Here is a 21,617-nt window from a genome sequence, read left to right on the forward strand (position 1 = left end):
CAAAACGAAACGACCATTCGCTCTAAGAATATGACCGAAAGGAGTAACGACGGCGTCGGCCCGGCGACGCGCCTTAGATGTCGAGCGGATCGACTTCGAGATTCCACCGCAGCACGCCTTTCAGACCGCGCAGCAGCGGCTGCCAGGCGCGCAAGGTCGCCTGCAAAGCGGCCCGCGACGCGCTCTCGATCAGCAACTGCGCGCGATGCACGTGCATCACCTTGACGATGGTGAGCGGCACGGCATCGTAGACAGTCACGCGTTCGGCGGCTGGAATACCGGTGAGTTCGGCCGCCGCCTGCTGCAGGAAGGCGAGCGCGGCTTCGAGCGTGCGGCCTTCGGCGCGCAACAAAGCCTGATAGACGAATGGCGGCAAGTGCGCGTCACGCCGCTCGGCCAGCGTGGAGTTGGCAAAGCCGACGTAGTCGTGGCGGCCTAGCGCGTGGTAGAGCGCGTGGCGCGGATAACGTGTCTGCACCAGCACTTCGCCGGGCAGACCCGCGCGGCCTGCCCGGCCGCTCACCTGCATCAGTTGAGCGAAGAGTCGCTCGCTCGCGCGGAAGTCGTGGGAAAACAGCGCGGTGTCGGCGTTCAGCACGCCGACCAGCGACACGCGCTGGAAGTCGTGACCCTTGGCGATCATCTGCGTGCCGACGAGGATGTCGACCTCGCCCGCATGGACGTCGGAAAACAGCGCCTGCGCGCTGCCTTTGCGGCGCGTGCTGTCGGCGTCGATTCGCAATATTCGGGCGCTGGGCACCGCGCTTGCCAGTGTTTCTTCGACGCGCTGCGTGCCTCGGCCCATCGGCGCGATGTCGACGTTGCCGCACTCCGGGCACGAGCGCGGAATGCGCGCTTCCCAGCCGCAATGGTGGCAGCGCAGTGCACGCTCGGGCTTGTGGAGCACGACATAGGCGCTGCATCGCGGACAACCGGCGACCCAGCCGCAGGCATCGCAAGCAAGCTGCGGTGCGTAACCGCGGCGGTTCAGGAACACGAGGCTTTGCTCGCCGCGTTCGAGTCGCGCCTTCAGCGCGGCGATCAACGGCCCCGACAAACCTTCCACCGACGCCCGTCCACGCCGTCGCTCCTCTTCCAGATCGATCAGTTTGACCGTGGGCAGCACGGCCTCGGCGACGGCACGGCGCGACAACGTGAGCCGTTTGTAACGCCCCTGGTCAGCCTGCCACCAGCTCTCCAGCGACGGCGTGGCCGAGCCGAGCACGACCGGCAAGTCGAGTTGCTTGGCGCGATAGATCGCCAGATCGCGCGCCGAATAACGCAAGCCTTCCTGCTGCTTGTAGGCCGGATCGTGCTCCTCGTCGACGACGATGATCGCGAGCTTGGGCAGCGACGCCAGCACCGCCAGCCGCGTGCCGAGCACGATGCGCGCGCGGCCGGTGTGCGCGGCGAACCAGTTGCGGGCGCGCTCGCCTTCCGCGAGACCGCTATGCAGTGTGACGATCGACGTGCCTTCGAGCGCGGCGAAGCGTGCGCGGAAGGCCGCCTCGAACTGCGGTGTCAGATTGATTTCGGGCACGAGGACGAGCGCCTGGGCGTCGGGCTTCGCGGCCAGAATCTCGGCGAGCGCACGCAGATAGACCTCGGTCTTGCCGCTGCCCGTCACGCCGTGCAGCAGGAACGGCGCAAAGCCTTCGGCGTCGCGGATTGCTTCGACGGCCGCCGCCTGCTCGTCGGTGAGCGTGGGCAGCGTGGGCGCGGGCGCGTCAGGCGAAGCGGCGGCGGCAAGGACGGCGGCGGCTTCAATGATGTCCAGCGCAACCCAGCCTTCCGCTCGCCACGCGTCGAGCGTCGCGATCGCTTTCGGGTGCAGAGCGCGGGCGTCGGCGGCAAGCAGGAATTCTGTCTCCGCCAAGGCCTGCGCCAGCTTGCGCAATGCGCTTGCCCGAGCCGGCAGGGCATCGGGCAACGCCGTGCGGCCTTCAGGCGTCAGGCTGTAGCGCTCTTCCGGTGCGAACAGGCGCGACCAGCGGGACGCATCGCGCAGCGCCTGCGGCAACGCGGGCAACGCGACTTCCCCGAGACCACGCTGGTAATAGTCGGCAGCGAAGGCAGCCAGCTTCAGCCATTCCGACGATATCGGCGGACAAGCGGTGCATACGCTGCTCACCGAGCGAAGACGGTCGGACGGTACGTCGCTGTGAGCGGTCACTTCGCAGACGAGCCCGACGACATGGCGCTTGCCGAACGGCACGCTCACCAGGATACCCGGCGCGACGGGTTCGGGCGTGTCGCACCGGTAGTCGAACAGGGTCGGCAGCGGATGATCCAGCGCAACGCGGACGAACACGTCACTCACGCGCGAGTGGAGATCAGAAGAATGGGCGCGACACGACGCCGCATCTTGGTGCCCGTTACGCAGACGGTGAACCCGTCGAAGTTAAAGTAAAACTTCAATTTCGGCGCTAAGTTTTGGATTCCGCTGAACAATTGCAATCGGTCCGCGTGCCTGTGGATAACTTTGTTGAGAACTTTGCCCGGACAGCCCGGGAACCGCGCCGCAGCGGCCTTCTGTGGGATTCCGCACATTCTGTACTGATGCCGTGAAACCCTTGCCAGACAAGGCTTAGATCAAATGCGCCTGCAATGTGCAAGGGCCAGGACGCGACTAAAGCTTCTACCGCGCCGCAGCGTGATGAATGTGCATAAGTCAAGTCTTGACTTTCTCAGGACCGCCATCTGACGGCCCGCTAGCTGCAAATTTTCCCTTAGGCCGAGAGCCCAGTTCGCTGCGTTGCAACAAAAATTGGTAACGATTACGGCTTCATACCGGTGCATGAGCGCCACTGCGAATCGCCCGGCTGTGACGATGCACCTCGTCCACGAGTTCGGCGACGTTCTCCGGCGGCGTGAACTGCGAAATGCCGTGGCCGAGATTGAACACATGGCCCGGGTGATTCCCGAAGCTGTCGAGCACCGCGCGCGCTTCCATGCGGATCGCAGCCGGCGGCGCGAACAGCACCGAGGGATCGATGTTGCCTTGTAGCGCCACCTTCCCGCCCACGCGCTCGCGCGCCTTGCTCAGGTTCACCGTCCAGTCGAGGCCGACCGCATCCACGCCGATCTCGGCGATCTCGTCGAGCCACAGGCCGCCGCCCTTCGTGAAGGTGATCACCGGCACTTTTTCGCCGTCGTGATCGCGCTTCAGCTGGCTCACCACCTGCTGGATGTAGTGCAGCGAAAAGCGTTGATAGACGCCGTCCGCCAGCGCCCCGCCCCACGTGTCGAAAATCATCACGGCTTGCGCGCCTGCTTCGATTTGCGCGTTCAGGTAAGCCGCGACCGAGCGCGCGTTGACGTCGAGAATGCGATGCATCAGATCCGGCCGCGCATAGAGCATCGACTTGACCGTGCGGAAATCCGCCGAACCGCCGCCTTCGACCATATAGCACGCGAGCGTCCACGGGCTGCCCGAAAAACCGATCAGCGGCACGCGTTGACGGCCTTGGGCGTCGGTGAGCGCGGTGCGAATTTCGCGCACGGCGTCGGTCACGTAGCGCAGCGTCGCGTCGATGTCCGGCACCGCGAGACGCGCGACGTCATCTTCCGTGCGTACCGGGCGAACAAACTTGGGACCCTCGCCGGTCACGAACTCGAGGCCGAGCCCCATGGCGTCGGGCACGGTCAGGATGTCGGAGAACAGGATCGCGGCGTCGAGCGGGTAACGCTCGAGCGGCTGCAAGGTGACTTCCGTCGCGAACGCCGGGCTCTTTGCCAGACCGAGGAAACTGCCCGCTCGACCACGCGTGGCGTTGTATTCCGGCAGGTAGCGGCCAGCTTGCCGCATCAGCCAGATCGGCGTGTAGTCGGTCGGCTGGCGCAGCAGCGCGCGCAGGAAAGTGTCGTTCAGGAGTTTATGGGCCACGTTGCGTACGACTGAGGGCAAAGGGGCATTTTACCGGACCCGGCTCACCGCATCGTGCTTGATCCGGCCAATAACTGTTGTGCGCGTCGCTCGCGGCCGGTTTTCCGCAGGTTGGCCGTGGCGTCGCGACCTGGCTGAACGGCCAATGTTCAAGCGCGAATTGCCGGGCTATTATCCAACGGACTTACCAAACAATTACATACAACCAAGGAGACTCGATGAACAAGGCAGCATTCGCACTGCTCGGCGCGCTGGCCAGCGTTTTGATGCACGCCGGCGTGGCCGGGGCACAGACCAGCGCCACCGCCGGCGCGCCCTCGCGGCTCGACGACATCCTCGCGCGCGGCACGCTGCGCGCCTGCACGACTGGCGACTACAAACCGTACACGTTCTATAAGACAGACGGCCAGTTCGAAGGCATCGATATCGACATGACGGAGTCGCTCGCTAAATCGCTCGGCGTCAAGACGGAGTACGTTAAAACGTCATGGTCGAACCTGATGAACGACTTTGTGGCCAAATGCGACGTCGGCGTGGGCGGCGTGTCGCCGACCCTCGAACGGCAAAAGCGCGCGTTTTTCACAGAGGCCTACATGGTCGACGGTAAGACGCCGATCGTTCGGTGTGACGACGGCAACAAATATCAGACCGTGGCGCAAATCGACCAGCCGGCGACGCGCGTGATCGTCAATCCGGGCGGCACCAACGAGCGCTTCGCGAAACAGTACTTTCCGCATGCAAACCTGACCGTCTATCCGGATAACGTGACGATCTTCAAGCAGATCCTCGCCGGCAAGGCGGACGTGATGGTGACGGATGCGTCGGAGACCCTGTTGCAGCAGAAGCTGAATCCGGGACTTTGCTCGGTGCATCCGGACAAGCCGTTCCAGTATGGAGAAAAGGCCTGGTTGCTGCCGCGTGGCGATGTGGCGTTCCAGCAGTACGTCGATCAGTGGTTGCACCTTGCGCGCGCCACAGGCGAATACCAAGCTATTTCAGATAAATGGCTGAAGTAGCGTAATGCGTTTTTCGGCCGCCTTCTTTTCGGTTTCCACTGTAAGGCGGTGTCGGTCGAGAAACGCCAAAAGGACCTGCCTCACGCGCCAATCATGTAACGGTGCAGGGTGCTGTTAAGTAAAAACCGAACAATACCGTCAAATCCATTAACCAGCGAACCGGCCCTTGTGCCCCGATTGCGTATAGGAGGGATGTTGCAACGCAGCCAGGCGACATTATTTGGATTCCGGAAATCGGTCCGGGTGGGCAAGCACCTGTAACACGGGCGATTCCTGTTCCAAAAGATGAACGTGCAACCATTTCATGCGGAATCGACTTAACGGATTACGCCGCATTATGCATCGCGAATAGCATCAATCATGCGTATGAAATTGCGAGCGAGTCATCGGTAAAAATTGCGTTTTAAACGTTTCCTTTTGGCAATTTATCCTGCAGCGCCTTATCTGGCGGGCGTTACAACCTGAAACACTTTGTTACCGCGCTCGTAGGTTAATTCGCCCACAATGCCCTCAACGGTTTCAACACGGATGTGGCTGGGTGCGTGGTGTGAGCGGATACGATGCACTTGCCGGTCGGCGTATGCCGAAGCCCTGTGAAGGGGCATCCCTGCTGGGGCCGTGTCGACGCAGGGTCGTCGTCTCAGTCGGTTCCTTCTTTGGTCTCCTCGCGCTAACCCCGTAGCGTGTGGTTTTTAGCGGGCTCCAGGCCCGCTTTTTTTTCGTCTGGCCAAACGTTTGCGCAGCGCGGTAAGGCGCTGTTTTGGGCATATTCGCGGTACTTGAGCGACCTTGCGCAGCAAACGGTTCGCCCTTCCGGTTTTATCTTTTGTACCTCATTGGCTGATCCGCTTCGTGCAATGATGTGCCGCGCGCGGACCAGCGGTTGAGCGTTACGCCGTCTTGTCTTCCCGCAGCTTCAATTCACTGATCATCTGCTCGCGCATGATGAACTTCTGCACCTTGCCGGTTACCGTCATCGGCAGTTCGTCGACGAAGCGGATGTACTTCGGCACCTTGTAGTGCGCAATCTGCCCCTGGCAAAACTGCTGGATCTCTTCAGCCGTCGCTTGCTCGCCCGAGCGCAATACGACCCACGCACAGACCTCCTCGCCGTACTTCGCGTCGGGCACGCCGAACACCTGCACGCTCTGGATCTTCGGGTGGCGGAACAAAAACTCTTCGATCTCGCGCGGATAGATGTTTTCGCCGCCGCGAATCAGCATGTCCTTCAGTCGGCCGACGATGTTGCAGTAGCCTTCGGCATCGAGCGTCGCCAGATCGCCGGTATGCATCCAGCCGTCGACAATGCTTTCGCGTGTCTTCGCCTCGTCACCCCAATAGCCCTGCATCACCGAATAGCCGCGCGTGCACAGTTCGCCGGTTTCGCCCACCGGCACGATCTCGCCGAGCGGGTCGACGATTTTCACTTCGAGATGCGGCTGGATGCGGCCGACCGTCGTCGTGCGCTTGTCGAGCGGATCGGTCGTCGAGCTCTGGAAAGAGACCGGGCTGGTTTCCGTCATGCCGTAGGCGATGGTGATTTCGCCCAGATGCATTCGAGAGACGACCTTCTTCATGGTCTCGATCGGGCAAGGCGAGCCCGCCATGATGCCGGTGCGCAAGCGCGAGAAGTCGTAGGTGGCGAAGTTCGGATGGTCGAGTTCGGCGATGAACATGGTCGGCACGCCGTGCAACGCGGTGCACTGCTCTTCCGCGACTGCGGCCAGAGTTGCAGCCGGCTCGAAGCCCTCGCCCGGAAATACCATATTCGCGCCGACCGACACGCACGCCAGCACCGCCAGCACCATGCCGAAACAGTGATACAGCGGGACGGGGATGCACAAGCCGTCCTGTTCGGTCAGCCGCATCGCCATCGCGATGTAGCGCGCGTTGTTCACCACGTTGCTGTGGGTCAGCGTCGCGCCCTTCGGATTGCCTGTGGTGCCGCTGGTGAACTGGATATTGATCGGCTCATGGCACGAGAGCGTGGCGCCAATGGCGTCGAGCTTCGCCACGTCGAGCGACACGCGCCCCTGCTCGATCACGTCGGAAAAGCTCAACATACCCGGCGTTTCCGTGTCGCACATGCGAATCACGTAGCGCAATTCCGGCAATCTTGCCGCATGTAGTTCACCAGGTGCTTGCGTGGCCAGCTCGGGCGCGAGTTCCTGCAGCATCTCCAGGTACATCGACGTCTTGAAACGCTCGGCAGCGATGATCGCCTTGCAGCCGACCTTGTTCAGCGCGTACTCGAGCTCCGCAAGCCGATACGCCGGATTGATGTTGACCAGCACGGCGCCGATGCGCGCGGTCGCAAACTGAGTCAGCAACCATTCCACGCGATTGGGCGACCAGATGCCGACGCGGTCCCCCTTCTCGACACCGAGCGTGAGCAGCCCGGCCGCCAAAATGTCGACTTCCTCGGCGAACTCCTTCCATGTCCAGCGAATGCGCTGCTCGCGAAACACCACCGCCGGACGGTCCGGAAAGCGTGCGGCCGTATCGCGCAGAAACTGGCCGACCGTTGCTTCGCTCAGCGGGATATCGGTCGACCCACGGACATACGACAGTCCGTCTTTGGGTTCGATGAGTGCACCTTCGCCTGACACGTGCATTGCCATGGTGTTGTCTCCGTGAGCTGAGCAGAAGCTCGCCTATTGAAATGAATTTGAAATCGATTGTGCCACCGGCGCGTGTCTGTCCGGCATCAAGTCTTACCCGCAGCGCATTTCCAGACTGCCAAGGCGTGGCGCCAATCGATTCGAAAACTTCGATTTTTCTGACCTTTCCGTAAACGTCAAGTCGTGGTCAAAAAAAAGCAGCCGCGAAGGCTGCTTTCTCTCTGATACGTATTGCCTAGTTCTGACCGCGCAGCTTGCGCAGACGCTGAATCGCAGCGAGCTGAGCCGTCGCGTACGCCAGTTCCGCTTGCGCGGTTGCGTATTCGAGGTTCGAACCCGTGTTCTGCAGCGCTTCTTCCGCACGCTTGCGTGCATCTTCAGCCTTGGCTTCGTCGAGGTCCTTGCCGCGGATAGCCGTGTCGGCGAGAACCGTCACAGCGCCCGGCTGGATTTCGAGGATGCCACCGGCGACGAAGACAAACTCTTCTTCACCGTTTTCAGCTTCGATGCGCACCGCACCCGGACGAATCCGCGTGATGAGCGGCGTGTGGCCCGGCAAAATGCCGAGTTCACCTGCTTCGCCCGGCAGCGCGACGAACTTCGCCTGGCCCGAGAAGATTTGCTCTTCCGCGCTGACGACGTCTACTTTAATGGTTGCCATATCGACTCCTGGTGAGCGTAATTCGAGGGCACCGACATGGGCCGGCGCCCGCTTCTATACACCCGACCTTTACTGGATCTTCTTGGCCTTTTCGAAGGCTTCGTCGATCGTGCCGACCATGTAGAACGCTTGCTCCGGCAGGTGGTCGCACTCGCCGTCGACGATCATCTTGAAGCCACGGATCGTTTCCTTAAGCGGCACGTACTTGCCCGGCGAGCCCGTGAACACTTCAGCGACGTGGAACGGCTGCGACAGGAAACGTTGGATCTTACGAGCGCGCGCCACGGCGAGCTTGTCTTCCGGCGCCAGTTCGTCCATGCCCAGAATCGCGATAATGTCGCGCAGTTCCTTGTAGCGCTGCAGCGTTTGCTGCACACCGCGCGTGATCGAGTAGTGCTCTTCACCGATCACGTGCGGGTCGATCTGACGCGAGGTCGAATCGAGCGGGTCGACTGCCGGGTAGATCCCCAGCGAAGCGATGTCACGCGACAACACGACCGTTGCGTCCAAGTGGCCGAAAGTCGTAGCCGGCGACGGGTCGGTCAAGTCATCCGCAGGGACGTACACGGCCTGAACCGACGTGATCGAGCCGGTCTTGGTCGACGTAATACGCTCTTGCAGCTTACCCATTTCTTCAGCCAGCGTCGGCTGATAGCCCACTGCCGACGGCATACGGCCGAGCAGTGCCGACACTTCCGTGCCTGCCAGCGTGAAACGGTAGATGTTGTCGACGAAGAACAGCACGTCGAGACCTTCGTCACGGAAGTGCTCAGCCATCGTCAGACCGGTCAGCGCGACGCGCAGACGGTTGCCCGGCGGCTCGTTCATCTGGCCGTACACCAGCGCGACCTTGTCCAGAACGTTCGAGTCCTTCATTTCGTGATAGAAGTCGTTCCCTTCACGGGTACGCTCGCCAACACCGGCGAACACGGAGTAACCACCGTGTTCCTTAGCGATGTTGTTGATCAGTTCCATCATGTTCACGGTCTTGCCCACGCCGGCGCCACCGAACAGGCCAACCTTACCGCCCTTGGCGAACGGGCAGATCAGATCGATAACCTTGATGCCGGTTTCGAGCAGTTCCGTCGACGGCGACAGCTCCTCAAACGCCGGAGCCTTCTGGTGAATACCGCGAACCACGTCCGAGTTGATCGGGCCAGCTTCGTCGATCGGGCGACCCAGCACGTCCATGATCCGGCCGAGGGTCGGCTTGCCGACCGGCACGCTGATCGGGTTGCCGGTGTTCTTCACCGTCGTACCGCGGCGCAGACCGTCCGATGCACCCAGACAGATGGTACGGACGACGCCGTCACCCAGCTGCTGCTGGACTTCGAGGGTCAGTTCCGAACCTTCGAGAATGAGCGCGTCGTAAATCTTCGGCATGTGGTCACGCGGGAATTCCACGTCGATCACCGCGCCGATGCACTGTACGATCTTGCCTTCTACCAAAGCAGTAGTACTCATCGCTTTTCCTTTAGATACTCAATTCTTCACTTGCGCAAAGGCGCAGTTTCGGTGGGTGCGCCACGAAGGCGCACACGAAGCGGCGTGCCTGACCGTCAAGGTCAGACTGCCGCCGCGCCACCGACGATTTCCGACAGTTCTTTCGTGATCGCGGCCTGACGGCTCTTGTTGTACACGAGCTGCAGTTCGCTGATGACCGTCTTCGCGTTGTCCGAAGCGGCCTTCATCGCGACCATCCGTGCCGACTGCTCCGATGCCATGTTTTCCGCGACGGCCTGATAGACCAGCGCTTCGACATAACGCACCAGCAGTTCGTCCACTACTGCCTGCGCATCCGGCTCGTAGATGTAGTCCCACTGCGTGCTCGGCGTCGTGCCGTCTTCTTCCTTGCGCTCGAACTGATCTGCCGACAGCGGCAGCAGTTGCTCGATCACCGGCTCCTGCTTCATCGTATTGACGAAGCGCGTGTACGCCAGGTACACCGCCGAAACCTTGCCTTCCGAGTACAGGTCGAGCTGCACCTTCACCGCGCCAATCAGCTTTTCCAGATGCGGGGTGTCGCCCAACTGCACGACGTTCGACACCACATGGGCGCGCAGACGATTCAGGAAACCCAGCCCCCTGGTGCCGATCGCAGTTGCTTCGATCGTCTTGCCCTGGTCTTCCAAGTCCTTGAACTTCTGCAGCGACGCACGCAGCACGTTGGTGTTCATGCCGCCGCACAGACCTTTGTCGGTCGTGACGAGGATGATGCCGGCCGCCTTCGCGCCTTCGTTCGACACCATGAACGGGTGACGATACTCCGGGTTCGCACGGCTCATGTGCGCAGCGATATCGCGGACCTTGTCGGCATACGGGCGAGCAGCGCGCATGCGCTCCTGGGCGCGGCGCATCTTCGATGCGGCCACCATCTCCATCGCTTTCGTGATCTTGCGCGTGTTTTGCACGCTCTTGATCTTGCCGCGAATTTCCTTCATTCCAGCCATTGCTTGCTCCTTGTCGGCCCGAGTTAGCGCTTTAGCGGTTACTCGGGTCCCATGCAAAGCGATCGAAGTAGCGCGGGTTCAGTTTCCTGCGACCCGCGCCGCTTCAAGGTCCGTTTATGCCTTGCGGATCACTCGCGGATCAATAAGCGCCGGACTTCTTGAAGTCTTTGAGAGCCGCATGCAGCAGGGCTTCGTCGTCCTTCGAGAGTTCCTTGGTATCTTCGATGCGCTTGACCAGGTCAGCGTGGCTCGACTTCAGGTGTTCGCGCAAACCCTTTTCGAACGGCAGCACTTGCGAAATTTCCAGATCGTCGAGGTAGCCGTTGTTCGCAGCGAACAGCGCAACCGCCAGTTCCCACACTTGCAGCGGCTGATATTGCGGCTGCTTCAGCAATTCCGTCACGCGGCGGCCGCGCTCCAGCTGCTTGCGGGTGGCTTCGTCGAGGTCCGAGGCGAACTGCGCAAACGCAGCCAATTCACGGTACTGCGCGAGGTCGGTACGGATACCGCCCGACAGCTTCTTCACGACCTTCGTCTGAGCCGCACCACCGACGCGCGACACCGACACGCCGGCGTTAATTGCCGGGCGGATACCTGCGTTGAAGAGGTCGGTTTCCAGGAAGATCTGGCCGTCGGTAATCGAGATCACGTTCGTCGGAACGAATGCGGTCACGTCGCCTGCTTGCGTTTCAATGACCGGCAGTGCTGTCAGCGAACCGCTCTTGCCCTTCACTTCGCCGTTCGTGAACTTCTCGACGTACGCTTCCGAGACGCGAGCGGCACGTTCCAGCAAACGCGAGTGCAGATAGAACACGTCACCCGGGTAAGCTTCGCGGCCCGGCGGGCGGCGCAGCAGCAACGAGATCTGGCGGTATGCCCAAGCTTGCTTGGTCAAATCGTCATACACAATCAGTGCGTCTTGACCGCGGTCGCGGAAGTATTCGCCCATCGTGCAGCCCGCGTACGGAGCGAGGTATTGCATCGCAGCCGATTCCGAAGCCGAAGCGGCCACGACGATCGTGTACTCCAGCGCGCCGGTTTCTTCCAGCTTGCGCACCACGTTCATGATCGACGAAGCCTTCTGGCCGATCGCGACGTAGATACAGAAGAGGTTCTTGCCCTTCTGGTTGATGATCGCGTCGACTGCGACAGCGGTCTTGCCGCACTGGCGGTCGCCAATGATCAGCTCACGCTGGCCACGGCCAATTGGCACCATCGCGTCGATCGACTTCAGACCGGTTTGGACCGGTTCCGAAACCGACTTACGCCAGATCACGCCCGGAGCAATCTTTTCGATTGCGTCGGCTTTCTTCGCATTGATCGGGCCCTTGCCGTCGATCGGGTTGCCCAGTGTGTCGACCACACGGCCGAGCAGTTCCGGGCCCACCGGCACTTCCAGAATGCGGCCGGTCGTCTTGACCACGTCGCCTTCCGAAATGTGTTCGTACTCACCCAGAATCACGGCGCCGACCGAGTCGCGCTCGAGGTTCAGTGCGAGACCGAAGGTGTTGCCCGGGAATTCGAGCATTTCGCCCTGCATCACTTCCGACAGGCCGTGAATACGCACGATACCGTCGGTCACGGAGATCACGGTGCCCTGGTTGCGAACGTCTGCGCTCGCTTCAAGGCCCTGGATCCGGCTCTTGATCAGCTCGCTGATCTCAGAGGGATTGAGTTGCATTATTCGCTCCTGATAGTCAATTCTGTTGCGTGCCAGCCGCTTCAGCGCTTTGGGCGCTTCAGGCCGTCAGAGCCGTCTGCATGCTGGCAAGCCGCGCGCGGACCGAGGTATCGAGCACTTCGTCGCCAACTGTCACGCGCACGCCGCCGATCAACGACGAGTCGATCTCGACCGTCGGCTTCAGCTTGCGTTTGAACTTGCGTTCGAGACTTGCGACGAGGTCGTTCAACTGCGCGCCTTCGAGCGGGAATGCGCTGACGATCAGCACATCTGCCGCCCCTTCGCGGGCGTTCTTCAACTCTTCGAACTGCACAGCGATTTCCGGCAGCAATTGCAGACGATGGTTGTCCACCAGCATTTGCACCAGATTCTTCGCTTGCGCATTGTCCTTGAGCGGCGACTTGACCGCGGCCAGCAGCAGTTCGCTGACCTGGGCGCGGCTTACTTTCGGGCTCGAGGCGATCGACAGCACTTCGGGCAGACGCGCAACCTGTGCCAGCTCCTGCACGAGCGTGGACCAGGCGGCGATGTCACCAGCTTCGGCCACGCCAAACAGCGCTTCTGCGTACGGACGGGCGATGGTTGCAAGTTCGGCCATGATCAGAGCTCGGCTTTCAGTTGAGTCAGCAGGTCAGCGTGAGCTGCCTGGTCGACTTCGCGCTTCAGGATCTGTTCAGCGCCCTTCACAGCAAGTGCAGCGACTTCGCCGCGCAGCGTTTCGCGCGCTTTCACGACTTGCTGTTCCGCGTCGGCCTTCGCTTGCGCGATGATGCGAGCGGCTTCAGCCTGTGCTTGAGCCTTGATTTCGTCAGCGACTGCCACAGCGCGCTTTTCTGCGTCAGCAATACGTTGCTGACCGTCGTTGCGTGCCTGAGCGAGTTCCTGGTCGACGCGCTTGTGAGCGGCTTCGAGTTCTGCCTTGCCCTTTTCAGCAGCCGACAAACCGTCAGCGATCTTCTTCGAGCGCTCGTCGAGGGCGTTGATCAGCGGCGGCCACACGAACTTCATCGTGAACCACGCGAGGATCAGGAACACGACCATTTGCGCAAACAGGGTTGCGTTGAGATTCACGGTGTTTCCTTAAACGTTGCTAGTTCGGAAAGTGAAACGGCAAGGCGCTCATCGATTCTGTATTCGATCAGCGCCCAAGTGCCCGTTCCGCCCTGCGCCTTTACCAGTTATAGCTCAGGCGCAAACTTCCGAGGAACCTCAGCCTGCCAGCTTCGACAGCAGCGGGTTCGCGAACGCAAACAGCATTGCCACACCAACGCCAATCAGGAACGCCGCATCGATCAGACCAGCCAGCAGGAACATCTTGGTTTGCAGCGGGTTCATCAGTTCAGGCTGACGTGCACATGCTTCGATGTACTTGCCGCCCATCAGGCCGATACCGATACAGGCGCCGATTGCACCCAGGCCGATGATGATGCCGATACCGATGGCGGTCAGACCCTGGATGTTGGCGATGAAAGCTTGCATGATCACTCCTTTGTGAAAAGTCTTTTAGAACTGGTTGGAACTGGGATTTAATAAAACAAAACTAAAAACAATTCGTCGTTCGACACGCCGTGATTAGTGGCTGTCGTGTGCCTGTCCGATGTACACCAGCGTCAGCATCATGAAAATGAACGCTTGCAGCAGAACGATCAGGATGTGGAAGATTGCCCAAACCGTGCCTGCGATGACATGGCCGATAAAGCCGAGCACTGACGCGTCCGCGCCGAAACCCCACATGCTGCCGAGCAGGGCAATCAGCAGGAACAACAGCTCGCCCGCGTACATGTTGCCGAACAGCCGCATGCCGAGCGAAACCGTCTTTGCGACGAACTCGATGATGTTCAATGCAAGGTTCGGGATCCACAGCAGCGGATGCGCGCCGAACGGAGCCGACAGCAGCTCATGCACGAAGCCGCCGGCGCCCTTGATCTTGAAGTTGTAGTAAATCATCAGCGCGAACACGCCGAGCGCGATGCCGAGCGTGCCGTTCAGGTCGGCGGTCGGCACGATGCGGTGATGGGGGATCACTCCCGAGAGGCCCAGCCAGCCGATCACGCGGCCCGGCAGGTCGACGGGGATAAAGTCGAGCGAGTTCATCAATGCGACCCAGACGAACACGGTCAACGCGAGCGGCGCGATGAACGTGCGGGTGCCGTGGATCATCGACTTCGACTGATCTTCGACCATCTCGACCAGCATTTCGATCGCGCACTGGAAACGACCCGGCACACCGGACGTCGCCTTGCGGGCTGCCAGATGCAGGATGGCGATCGTGGCCAGACCGCAGACGATCGACCAGAAAAGGGTGTCCAGATTCCAGACGTGAATGTCGAAAATCGACGTCTGGTGCGCGGTGGAAAAGTTCTGCAAGTGGTGCGCGATGTACTCGGACGGATCCAGAGCGCGCGTGCCTTCGCTAGCTGCCATATCGTTAATGCCACCCAAATTGTCGAAAATCGTCTTAGGCCGAGCCCGCGGCAATTCTGTGTTGCGGGAACGCGCCGGGTGCGGATCGTGTCATATCCGCACTCCTTACGCCAGCGCTGCGCGCCAGCCTGAATTTTTTGCTGCTACTTTTGTTGCTGCTACCTTAGCGCCAGGCTAAGGCGATCCAGTACGTCTTGAGCGCGATGAGGTAAGTCACGAGCAGCGGAACCCAGCGTACGTCGTGATACCAGAAGGCGATGGCTACAAACATCGCGATCGTTGTCCCCATCTTGAGCGCTTCGCCGATCATCCAGCTCATCACTGTTTCAGCGCCGCTCAGCGTTCTAAGTCGTGCCGCGAACAACGCGCCTGGCACCCAGCAGATCGCCCCCCCCAGGAACGCGGACAGCGCAGCAGCGCCCGGCGGCTTGTAAAACAGCCACCACACCAGCGTAGCACCCAGGGACAAAACCATTTGCGCTGCCACGACCTTGAAAGGCGTAACGCGCGATGGACGACTCACGTTGGGACCAAATAGCTTTTCAGCTTCAGCCCGCGTGAGCGGAACGATATTGTTATCTTGCTGCTCGACATCCCACGCTTCGTCAGGTGTCGCTTGCTGACCGGTGGACGCAACGGAAGCTTTGCGTTCATCGCGGTGTTCGTCGTGCCCATTCTTCGGCGCTTGATTCGACGTTTTGACCGCCATCGCAGTGTTCCGAAAGTCTTGTTCCAGCCCGCGAGCTTACGCTGCGCTTACGGGGTTCCCGTGCAATTAAATCCGGGCGATTGTAAGCGATAGTTGCAGGCAATTCAAGACTTTAGGCCGTTCAATAACCAGCGTGAAAAGCCTCTCCACCATGCGGGAACGACCGCTTTGCGGGGTGAAAGACGTCAAATGTAAGGCTGTCGGGGGGTGCCAAAACATGCGGTTTGAATCGCGTGAGTTTGCACGCGTCGAGAGGCCGTTTAAACGTCGTAGCAGACGTCTCGAAAATGCAACAAACGTCGATTTTTGCCTATGCAAGTGGACATGGCGGACGGCGCCGGGTAGGTGCGAAGTGGTGCGCTCTTATTCGTGAACTAACTGGTGCGTGACGATCCCCGAGACAGGCTTTCGCGAAGTATCTCGCTCGCTCGCGTCCAATGAGTGCGCTAGTGAGTTGGCGGGCAGCTTTCAGCTTTTGCGTCGGGCACGCCCTCCTCCGTGAAATTCATCCGCGCGGAGATTGCAGCATAACAACTACGCGCGCGACCGCCGTAATCCTCGCGGCCGACGAGTCCCGTCGGACGTTTCGATATATGAGCAATCCTGATTATCTGGCGCCGCTTTTATTTAGGAATCCATCGAACGTTGATATGGATCACCGATCGGTCGCAAAGTCCGATCAGTGCTCTATGCGTTTGTTTTGCAAGCCCGCCGCCCCAAAGCACTCATGGCGTACCCAACAGCTTGCGATCGGCATTCAGGCCCATCGCAAGCCTATCAGGCGCCCCTCCCATTCGACTCGCCGATCAGGCAGTGGCGTTGCCACGCAGCCGGACCAGAATGCCTTCCAGCGCGTCCAGATCACCGAAGTCCACCAGCACCTGGCCGCGCCCGCGTCGACCGAGCTTGATCTTGACCGTCGCCGCCAGCAAGTCCGACAACTCTTCTTCGAGCCGCCGCGTATCGCGGCCACCATCGGGATTTGCACGCGCCTTCACCGCTGGCGCAGTCTTTGTGGTCGCCGTCACCAGCTTTTCGGTTTCGCGGACCGACATGCGCTTGTTGACGACCTGGTTGGCCAGCGTGATCTGGGTCGCGGCGTCGACGGCCAGTAGCGCACGAGCATGCCCCATGTCCAGATCACCAGCCAGCAGCATCGTCTGTACGGGCGACGCGAGGTTGAGCAAGCGCAGCAGATTCGATACCGCACTACGCGAGCGCCCGACCGACTCCGCAGCCTGTTCGTGCGTGAAATTAAACTCGTCGAGCAAGCGCTGGATGCCTTGCGCCTCTTCCAGCGGATTCAGGTCTTCACGCTGAATGTTCTCGATCAGCGCCATCGCGGCGGCGGCCTGATCCGGCACGTTCCTCACCAGCACCGGCACTTCGTCGAGGCCCGCGAGACGCGCCGCGCGAAACCGCCGCTCGCCGGCGATGATCTCGTACTTGTCCGCCGACACAGGACGCACGAGGATCGGCTGCATCACGCCCTGCGCGCGGATGCTGGCCGCCAGTTCCTGCAATGCGCCCTCGTCCATACGCGTACGCGGCTGATACTTGCCCGCTTGCATCTTGCTGAGCGGCAGCACGTTGGGCGCACCTTCGATCGTCACCGCCTCGGTAATGTCAGCGGTGCCACCCAGCAATGCTTCCAGGCCGCGACCCAATCCCTTTTTTCTCGCTACTGCATTCATCGTGCTTCCTCGATCCGCTTAGGATGCCTGGGGCGCGTCATTCAATGCGCGCACCCGCTCAATCATTTCCGCGCCGAACTGCACATACGCCTGCGCACCGCGCGATGCCCTATCGAACACCACGCCCGGCAATCCATAGCTGGGTGCCTCGGCAAGACGCACGTTGCGCGGAATCACCACGTCGAACACTTTGTCGCCGAAATGTTCTTTCAGCTGATCTGAAACTTGCTGTTGCAACGTGATGCGCGGATCGAACATCACGCGCAGCAGACCGATCACCTTCAGGTCGCGGTTCAGGTTCGCGTGCACCTGTTTGATCGTGTTGACCAGATCGGACAAGCCTTCGAGTGCGAAGTACTCGCATTGCATCGGAATCACGACGCCGTGCGCGGCGCACAGGCCGTTGAGCGTCAGCAGCGACAAAGCCGGCGGGCAGTCGATCAACACGAACTCGTATTCGTTTTCGACCGCCGCGAGCGCGGCCTTCAATTGACGCTCACGGTTCTGCACGCTGACCAACTCGACCTCGGCCCCCGCGAGTTCGCGGTTCGCGGGCAGCACGTCGTAACCGACTGCTTCCGGCCGCACTCGCGCATCGGCTACCGCGACGCCATCGACCAGCACTTCGTAGACGGTGTTGGCGCACGCTGCTTTATCGATGCCACTGCCCATCGTGGCGTTGCCCTGCGGGTCCAGGTCGATGAGTAGGACTCGCTGTCCCTGCGCTGCCAAGCTCGCGGCCAGATTGACTGTGGTCGTCGTCTTACCGACGCCGCCTTTCTGGTTCGCAACGCAGAAGATTTTTGCCATCGTTGGTGTGTCCCTTTTGCAGCTTGGATGAAGTAAAAATCGTGGGTGATACTGGTGCGACGTTGCGGCTGGCCAGCGCCAGCCTCCAGCCCGCTAGGCGCCTGCGTCTACCAAAACCTTGATCAGGTGCCGCTCGGCGTCGAGCGAAGGCACGTTCAGCCGAATAATCTGTTCCACGTGGGCGCCCGCCGGCAAGCGTTCGATCTCGCCGTCCGGGCGCACCCCTTTCATGGCCCAGATCGCGCCCTGCTCCGCAACCAGATGACGGGCCAGTGTAACGAAATCCGCGAGCTCTGCGAATGCGCGCGAGACAATTACGTCGAACTTTGCCGGTACTTCGGCGCCCGGCCGCAAAGTCTCGACCCGGCCGGTCACTACCGAGAGGTTCGCGAGGCCGAGTTCGGCCTTGGCCTGTGCCTGAAAAGCTGTCTTTTTATGAACGATGTCGTTCACGGTGACGGTCCATTCCGGCAAAACGATCGCCAGCACGATGCCTGGCAGGCCACCGCCAGAGCCGACATCGAGTACAGAAGACGGGCCGAGCGGAGCCAGATGCGGCACGATCGAAAGCGAATCCAGAATGTGCTGAATCAGCATCTGCCTCGGATCGCGGATCGCCGTGAGGTTGTAGACGGCATTCCACTTCGACAGCAATGCGACGTAGTCGAGCAGCTCGCCCACTTGCGCGCTGCTCAAGTCAAGGCCGAGTTCGCGAACACCGTCCTCTAGCAACGGCGCCAGCGCGTCCCTACCACCTCCCTTCTGGCTCACCGTCATCGCGTCACCGGCATACTGTCGGTACCGGGCTCGGTGGGTTTCGTCGGACGACGACCCAAGCCGCGCTTCAGATGGACCATGAGCAAGGAGATCGCTGCCGGCGTAATGCCCGAAATGCGCGACGCCTGGCCAATGGTTTCGGGGCGGAATTGCGTCAGCTTCTGGCGCGCTTCGAACGACAGCCCTCGGACTTCCGCGTAGTCCAGTCCCTCGGGCAGACGCGTGCTTTCGTGCGCCTCGTTTCGTTCGATTTCGCCTGCCTGGCGGTCGATATAGCCCTGATATTTGATGCCGATCTCAATCTGTTCCTTGATCTGGGCGAGCAGCACGTCGTCTTCTGCCAAGGTTTCAGGCGCGGCACATGCGCCGGCGCGCAATCCGCAAACCCCGTCGTACGACACGCCCGGGCGACGCAGCAGATCCGCCAGGCTGTACTCGTGGTCAATCGGCTTGCCGAGCAACGCCGTCGCTTCGTCAGCCGGTAATGTCTTAGGATTCACCCAGGTCGTGCGAAGACGCTCTGTTTCACGTGAAACAGCGTCGCGCTTGCGGCTGAAAGCGTTCCAACGGACGTCGTCAACCACGCCCAACTCACGGCCAATCTCGGTGAGACGCATATCCGCGTTGTCTTCACGCAGGCTCAGACGGTATTCAGCACGGCTCGTGAACATGCGATACGGCTCGGACACGCCACGCGTCACCAGATCGTCGACCAGCACACCGAGGTAGGCCTGATCGCGGCGCGGGCACCATGCTTCCTTGCCTTGCACAAACAGACCCGCATTGATCCCCGCCAGTAGACCCTGTGCGGCCGCCTCTTCATAGCCGGTCGTGCCGTTGATCTGACCCGCGAAGAACAACCCATTGATCACCTTGGTTTCCAGCGACGCCCTCAGCCCACGCGGATCGAAGTAGTCGTACTCGATTGCATAGCCGGGCCGCAGGATATGCGCGTGCTCCAAGCCGCGCATCGAGCGTACAAGCTCCAGTTGTACATCGAACGGCAAACTCGTGGAAATTCCGTTGGGGTAGAACTCGTTGGTCGTCAGCCCTTCCGGCTCGAGAAAGATCTGATGCGATTCCTTCGACGCGAATCGGTGAATCTTGTCCTCGATCGACGGGCAATAGCGCGGCCCCACTCCTTCGATCACGCCGGTGTACATCGGCGAACGGTCAAGACCGCCGCGGATGATGTCGTGCGTACGCTCGTTGGTATGCGTTACCCAGCACGGCACTTGTCGTGGATGTTGCTCGACGCGACCGAGAAACGAGAACACCGGTACTGGATCCAGATCGCCCGGCTGCTCTTCGAGTTGCGAGAAATCGATCGTGCGACCGTCGATACGAGGCGGCGTCCCGGTCTTCAGGCGACCTTGCGGCAGCTTCAATTCCTTGAGGCGAGCAGACAGCGACACCGCCGCCGGATCGCCGGCGCGGCCACCGGTGTAGTTGTTCAAACCCACGTGAATCTTGCCGTCGAGGAATGTCCCAGCCGTCAAAATCACCGCACGTGCGCGGAAACGGATGCCCACCTGCGTGACAGCGCCGACGACGCGATCGCCCTCCACCATCAGATCGTCGACTGCCTGCTGAAACAGCCACAGGTTCGGCTGGTTCTCGAGCCGATGCCGGATAGCCTGCTTATACAGCAGACGGTCAGCCTGAGCGCGCGTCGCGCGAACGGCCGGGCCCTTCGACGAATTCAGGATGCGGAACTGAATGCCGCCCTCGTCCGTCGCGGCCGCCATTGCACCGCCGAGCGCGTCGACTTCCTTCACAAGATGACCCTTGCCAATACCGCCAATCGACGGATTGCAGCTCATCTGGCCGAGGGTTTCGATGTTGTGGGTCAGCAGGAGCGTCGTATTGCCCATGCGCGCCGAAGCTAAAGCAGCTTCGGTACCGGCATGACCGCCGCCGACGACGATTACGTCAAATTCTGTGGGAAAGAGCATCGCGGATCTCACGCCAGATCGTCGCGTGAGCCTTTCAAAGGAAAATGTATGGGCGAATTATAACGGGTTCGGTTTAGGCCCGAATTTCGTCCGAATGGCCAACCAATAAAAAAGCGGTGTGTTTCACGTGAAACACACCGCTTTGAACAACGCGCAACAGCCACCAACTAAGCGCTAAGCCACTTTTTTGGCCAGCCCAAGGTACGTCTCGATCACGCGCGGATTCTGCGCCAAGTCCGCCGCAGGTCCTTCCAGCGCCAGTTCGCCGGTTTCCAACACATAGCCGTAGTCGGAGATTTGCAACGCGGCACGCGCGTTCTGCTCGATCAGTAATGTCGCAACGCCGGTCTGCCGCAGAGCGCTAATAATGTGGAAAATTTCTTTCACGATCAAAGGCGCAAGACCGAGACTCGGCTCGTCCAGCATCAGTAGGTCCGGCTTGCCCATCAGTGCCCGGCCCACTGCCAGCATCTGCCGCTCGCCACCGGATAAGGTACCGGCAGCCTGCTTGCGTCGTTCCTTTAGCCGCGGAAACAACGTAAAGACTGGCTCGAGCTGGTCGAGGAAGTTGCGCTCCCCTGCCCGCTTGCGCCGATAGGCACCGAGGACCAAGTTGTCTTCCACCGTCATCGACGCAAACAGCTCGCGCTTTTCCGGCACCAGGCACATTCCGCGCGCGACGCGCTTTTCGACTGGCACCGCGCTGACATCTTCGCCCTGATACAGAACGGCGCCCTTCGCGTGGCCCGTGGTCGGCAACGCGCCCATGATTGCGTTCAGCAGCGTGGATTTGCCCGCGCCGTTCGGGCCGATCACCGAGACGATCTGCCCGGGCCGCACCTTGATCGCCGCGCCGTGCAGCGCCTCGACTTTGCCATAGCGGACCGACAAACCGTCCACGTCGAGAATCGGACCAGCAGCATTCATCGTGTT

18 protein-coding genes are annotated in these 21,617 nt (G+C 60.9%); 1 reads left to right on the forward strand and 17 read right to left on the reverse strand.

From position 1 onward, the window contains the following. Nucleotides 1-73: 73 nt before the first annotated feature. Both P0D96_RS06365 and hemE read right to left on the reverse strand, forming a co-directional pair. Nucleotides 74-2,320, reverse strand: coding sequence for a primosomal protein N' (locus P0D96_RS06365; protein ID WP_408312499.1), 2,247 nt, complete (start codon nt 2,318-2,320; stop codon nt 74-76). A gap of 465 nt (nt 2,321-2,785) precedes the next feature. Beyond that, entirely contained in the window at nt 2,786-3,886 is a 1,101-nt protein-coding gene (gene hemE / locus P0D96_RS06370; RefSeq protein ID WP_132376541.1) for a uroporphyrinogen decarboxylase, read from the reverse strand. A gap of 218 nt (nt 3,887-4,104) precedes the next feature. On the opposite strand from hemE, the gene P0D96_RS06375 reads away from it, so the two are divergent. Further along, complete coding sequence (locus P0D96_RS06375) at nt 4,105-4,902, forward strand: transporter substrate-binding domain-containing protein (RefSeq protein WP_408284661.1); 798 nt, start codon at nt 4,105-4,107, stop codon at nt 4,900-4,902. Between the two features lie 890 nt (nt 4,903-5,792). On the opposite strand, the gene P0D96_RS06380 is transcribed toward P0D96_RS06375, so the two are convergent. The 15 genes from P0D96_RS06380 to P0D96_RS06450 form a co-directional block, all read right to left on the reverse strand. After that, nucleotides 5,793-7,523: an AMP-binding protein gene (locus tag P0D96_RS06380; RefSeq protein WP_408284659.1), complete on the reverse strand. Its 1,731-nt coding sequence runs from the start codon at nt 7,521-7,523 to the stop codon at nt 5,793-5,795. Between the two features lie 235 nt (nt 7,524-7,758). Continuing rightward, nucleotides 7,759-8,184, reverse strand: a complete 426-nt coding sequence (locus tag P0D96_RS06385; protein WP_012434800.1) for a F0F1 ATP synthase subunit epsilon — start codon at nt 8,182-8,184, stop codon at nt 7,759-7,761. 69 nt (nt 8,185-8,253) lie between these two features. Continuing rightward, the gene (gene atpD / locus P0D96_RS06390; protein WP_408176364.1) at nt 8,254-9,648 is read right to left on the reverse strand and encodes a F0F1 ATP synthase subunit beta; all 1,395 of its coding nucleotides are present in this window, start codon (nt 9,646-9,648) and stop codon (nt 8,254-8,256) included. Nucleotides 9,649-9,749: 101 nt separating this feature from the next. Continuing rightward, the gene (atpG, locus tag P0D96_RS06395; RefSeq protein WP_408176363.1) at nt 9,750-10,634 is read right to left on the reverse strand and encodes a F0F1 ATP synthase subunit gamma; all 885 of its coding nucleotides are present in this window, start codon (nt 10,632-10,634) and stop codon (nt 9,750-9,752) included. A gap of 139 nt (nt 10,635-10,773) precedes the next feature. Continuing rightward, entirely contained in the window at nt 10,774-12,315 is a 1,542-nt protein-coding gene (gene atpA / locus P0D96_RS06400) for a F0F1 ATP synthase subunit alpha (protein ID WP_132376536.1), read from the reverse strand. A gap of 58 nt (nt 12,316-12,373) precedes the next feature. Then, entirely contained in the window at nt 12,374-12,913 is a 540-nt protein-coding gene (locus tag P0D96_RS06405; protein ID WP_006050846.1) for a F0F1 ATP synthase subunit delta, read from the reverse strand. 2 nt (nt 12,914-12,915) lie between these two features. Beyond that, the gene (locus tag P0D96_RS06410; RefSeq protein WP_408284655.1) at nt 12,916-13,386 is read right to left on the reverse strand and encodes a F0F1 ATP synthase subunit B; all 471 of its coding nucleotides are present in this window, start codon (nt 13,384-13,386) and stop codon (nt 12,916-12,918) included. 138 nt (nt 13,387-13,524) lie between these two features. Then, the gene (atpE, locus tag P0D96_RS06415; RefSeq protein ID WP_007180033.1) at nt 13,525-13,794 is read right to left on the reverse strand and encodes a F0F1 ATP synthase subunit C; all 270 of its coding nucleotides are present in this window, start codon (nt 13,792-13,794) and stop codon (nt 13,525-13,527) included. Between the two features lie 93 nt (nt 13,795-13,887). After that, nucleotides 13,888-14,739 (reverse strand): F0F1 ATP synthase subunit A, encoded by an 852-nt coding sequence (atpB, locus tag P0D96_RS06420; protein ID WP_132376534.1) that lies wholly within the window; start codon nt 14,737-14,739, stop codon nt 13,888-13,890. A 163-nt stretch (nt 14,740-14,902) separates the two neighbouring features. Then, complete coding sequence (locus P0D96_RS06425; RefSeq protein WP_408284653.1) at nt 14,903-15,448, reverse strand: ATP synthase subunit I; 546 nt, start codon at nt 15,446-15,448, stop codon at nt 14,903-14,905. An 806-nt stretch (nt 15,449-16,254) separates the two neighbouring features. Beyond that, nucleotides 16,255-17,142: a ParB/RepB/Spo0J family partition protein gene (locus P0D96_RS06430; RefSeq protein WP_408284651.1), complete on the reverse strand. Its 888-nt coding sequence runs from the start codon at nt 17,140-17,142 to the stop codon at nt 16,255-16,257. 18 nt (nt 17,143-17,160) lie between these two features. After that, entirely contained in the window at nt 17,161-17,952 is a 792-nt protein-coding gene (locus P0D96_RS06435) for a ParA family protein (RefSeq protein ID WP_132376531.1), read from the reverse strand. A 93-nt stretch (nt 17,953-18,045) separates the two neighbouring features. After that, the gene (gene rsmG, locus P0D96_RS06440; RefSeq protein WP_408312502.1) at nt 18,046-18,729 is read right to left on the reverse strand and encodes a 16S rRNA (guanine(527)-N(7))-methyltransferase RsmG; all 684 of its coding nucleotides are present in this window, start codon (nt 18,727-18,729) and stop codon (nt 18,046-18,048) included. Continuing rightward, nucleotides 18,726-20,684 (reverse strand): tRNA uridine-5-carboxymethylaminomethyl(34) synthesis enzyme MnmG, encoded by a 1,959-nt coding sequence (gene mnmG / locus P0D96_RS06445; RefSeq protein ID WP_408312505.1) that lies wholly within the window; start codon nt 20,682-20,684, stop codon nt 18,726-18,728. The genes rsmG and mnmG overlap by 4 nt, the downstream gene beginning before the upstream one ends. Before the next feature lie 174 nt (nt 20,685-20,858). Further along, nucleotides 20,859-21,611, reverse strand: a complete 753-nt coding sequence (locus P0D96_RS06450; protein WP_206001998.1) for an ABC transporter ATP-binding protein — start codon at nt 21,609-21,611, stop codon at nt 20,859-20,861. Nucleotides 21,612-21,617 lie beyond the last annotated feature (6 nt).

This window comes from Paraburkholderia sp. RL17-347-BIC-D (genome assembly GCF_046027915.1).
Taxonomy (GTDB): Bacteria; Pseudomonadota; Gammaproteobacteria; order Burkholderiales; family Burkholderiaceae; genus Paraburkholderia.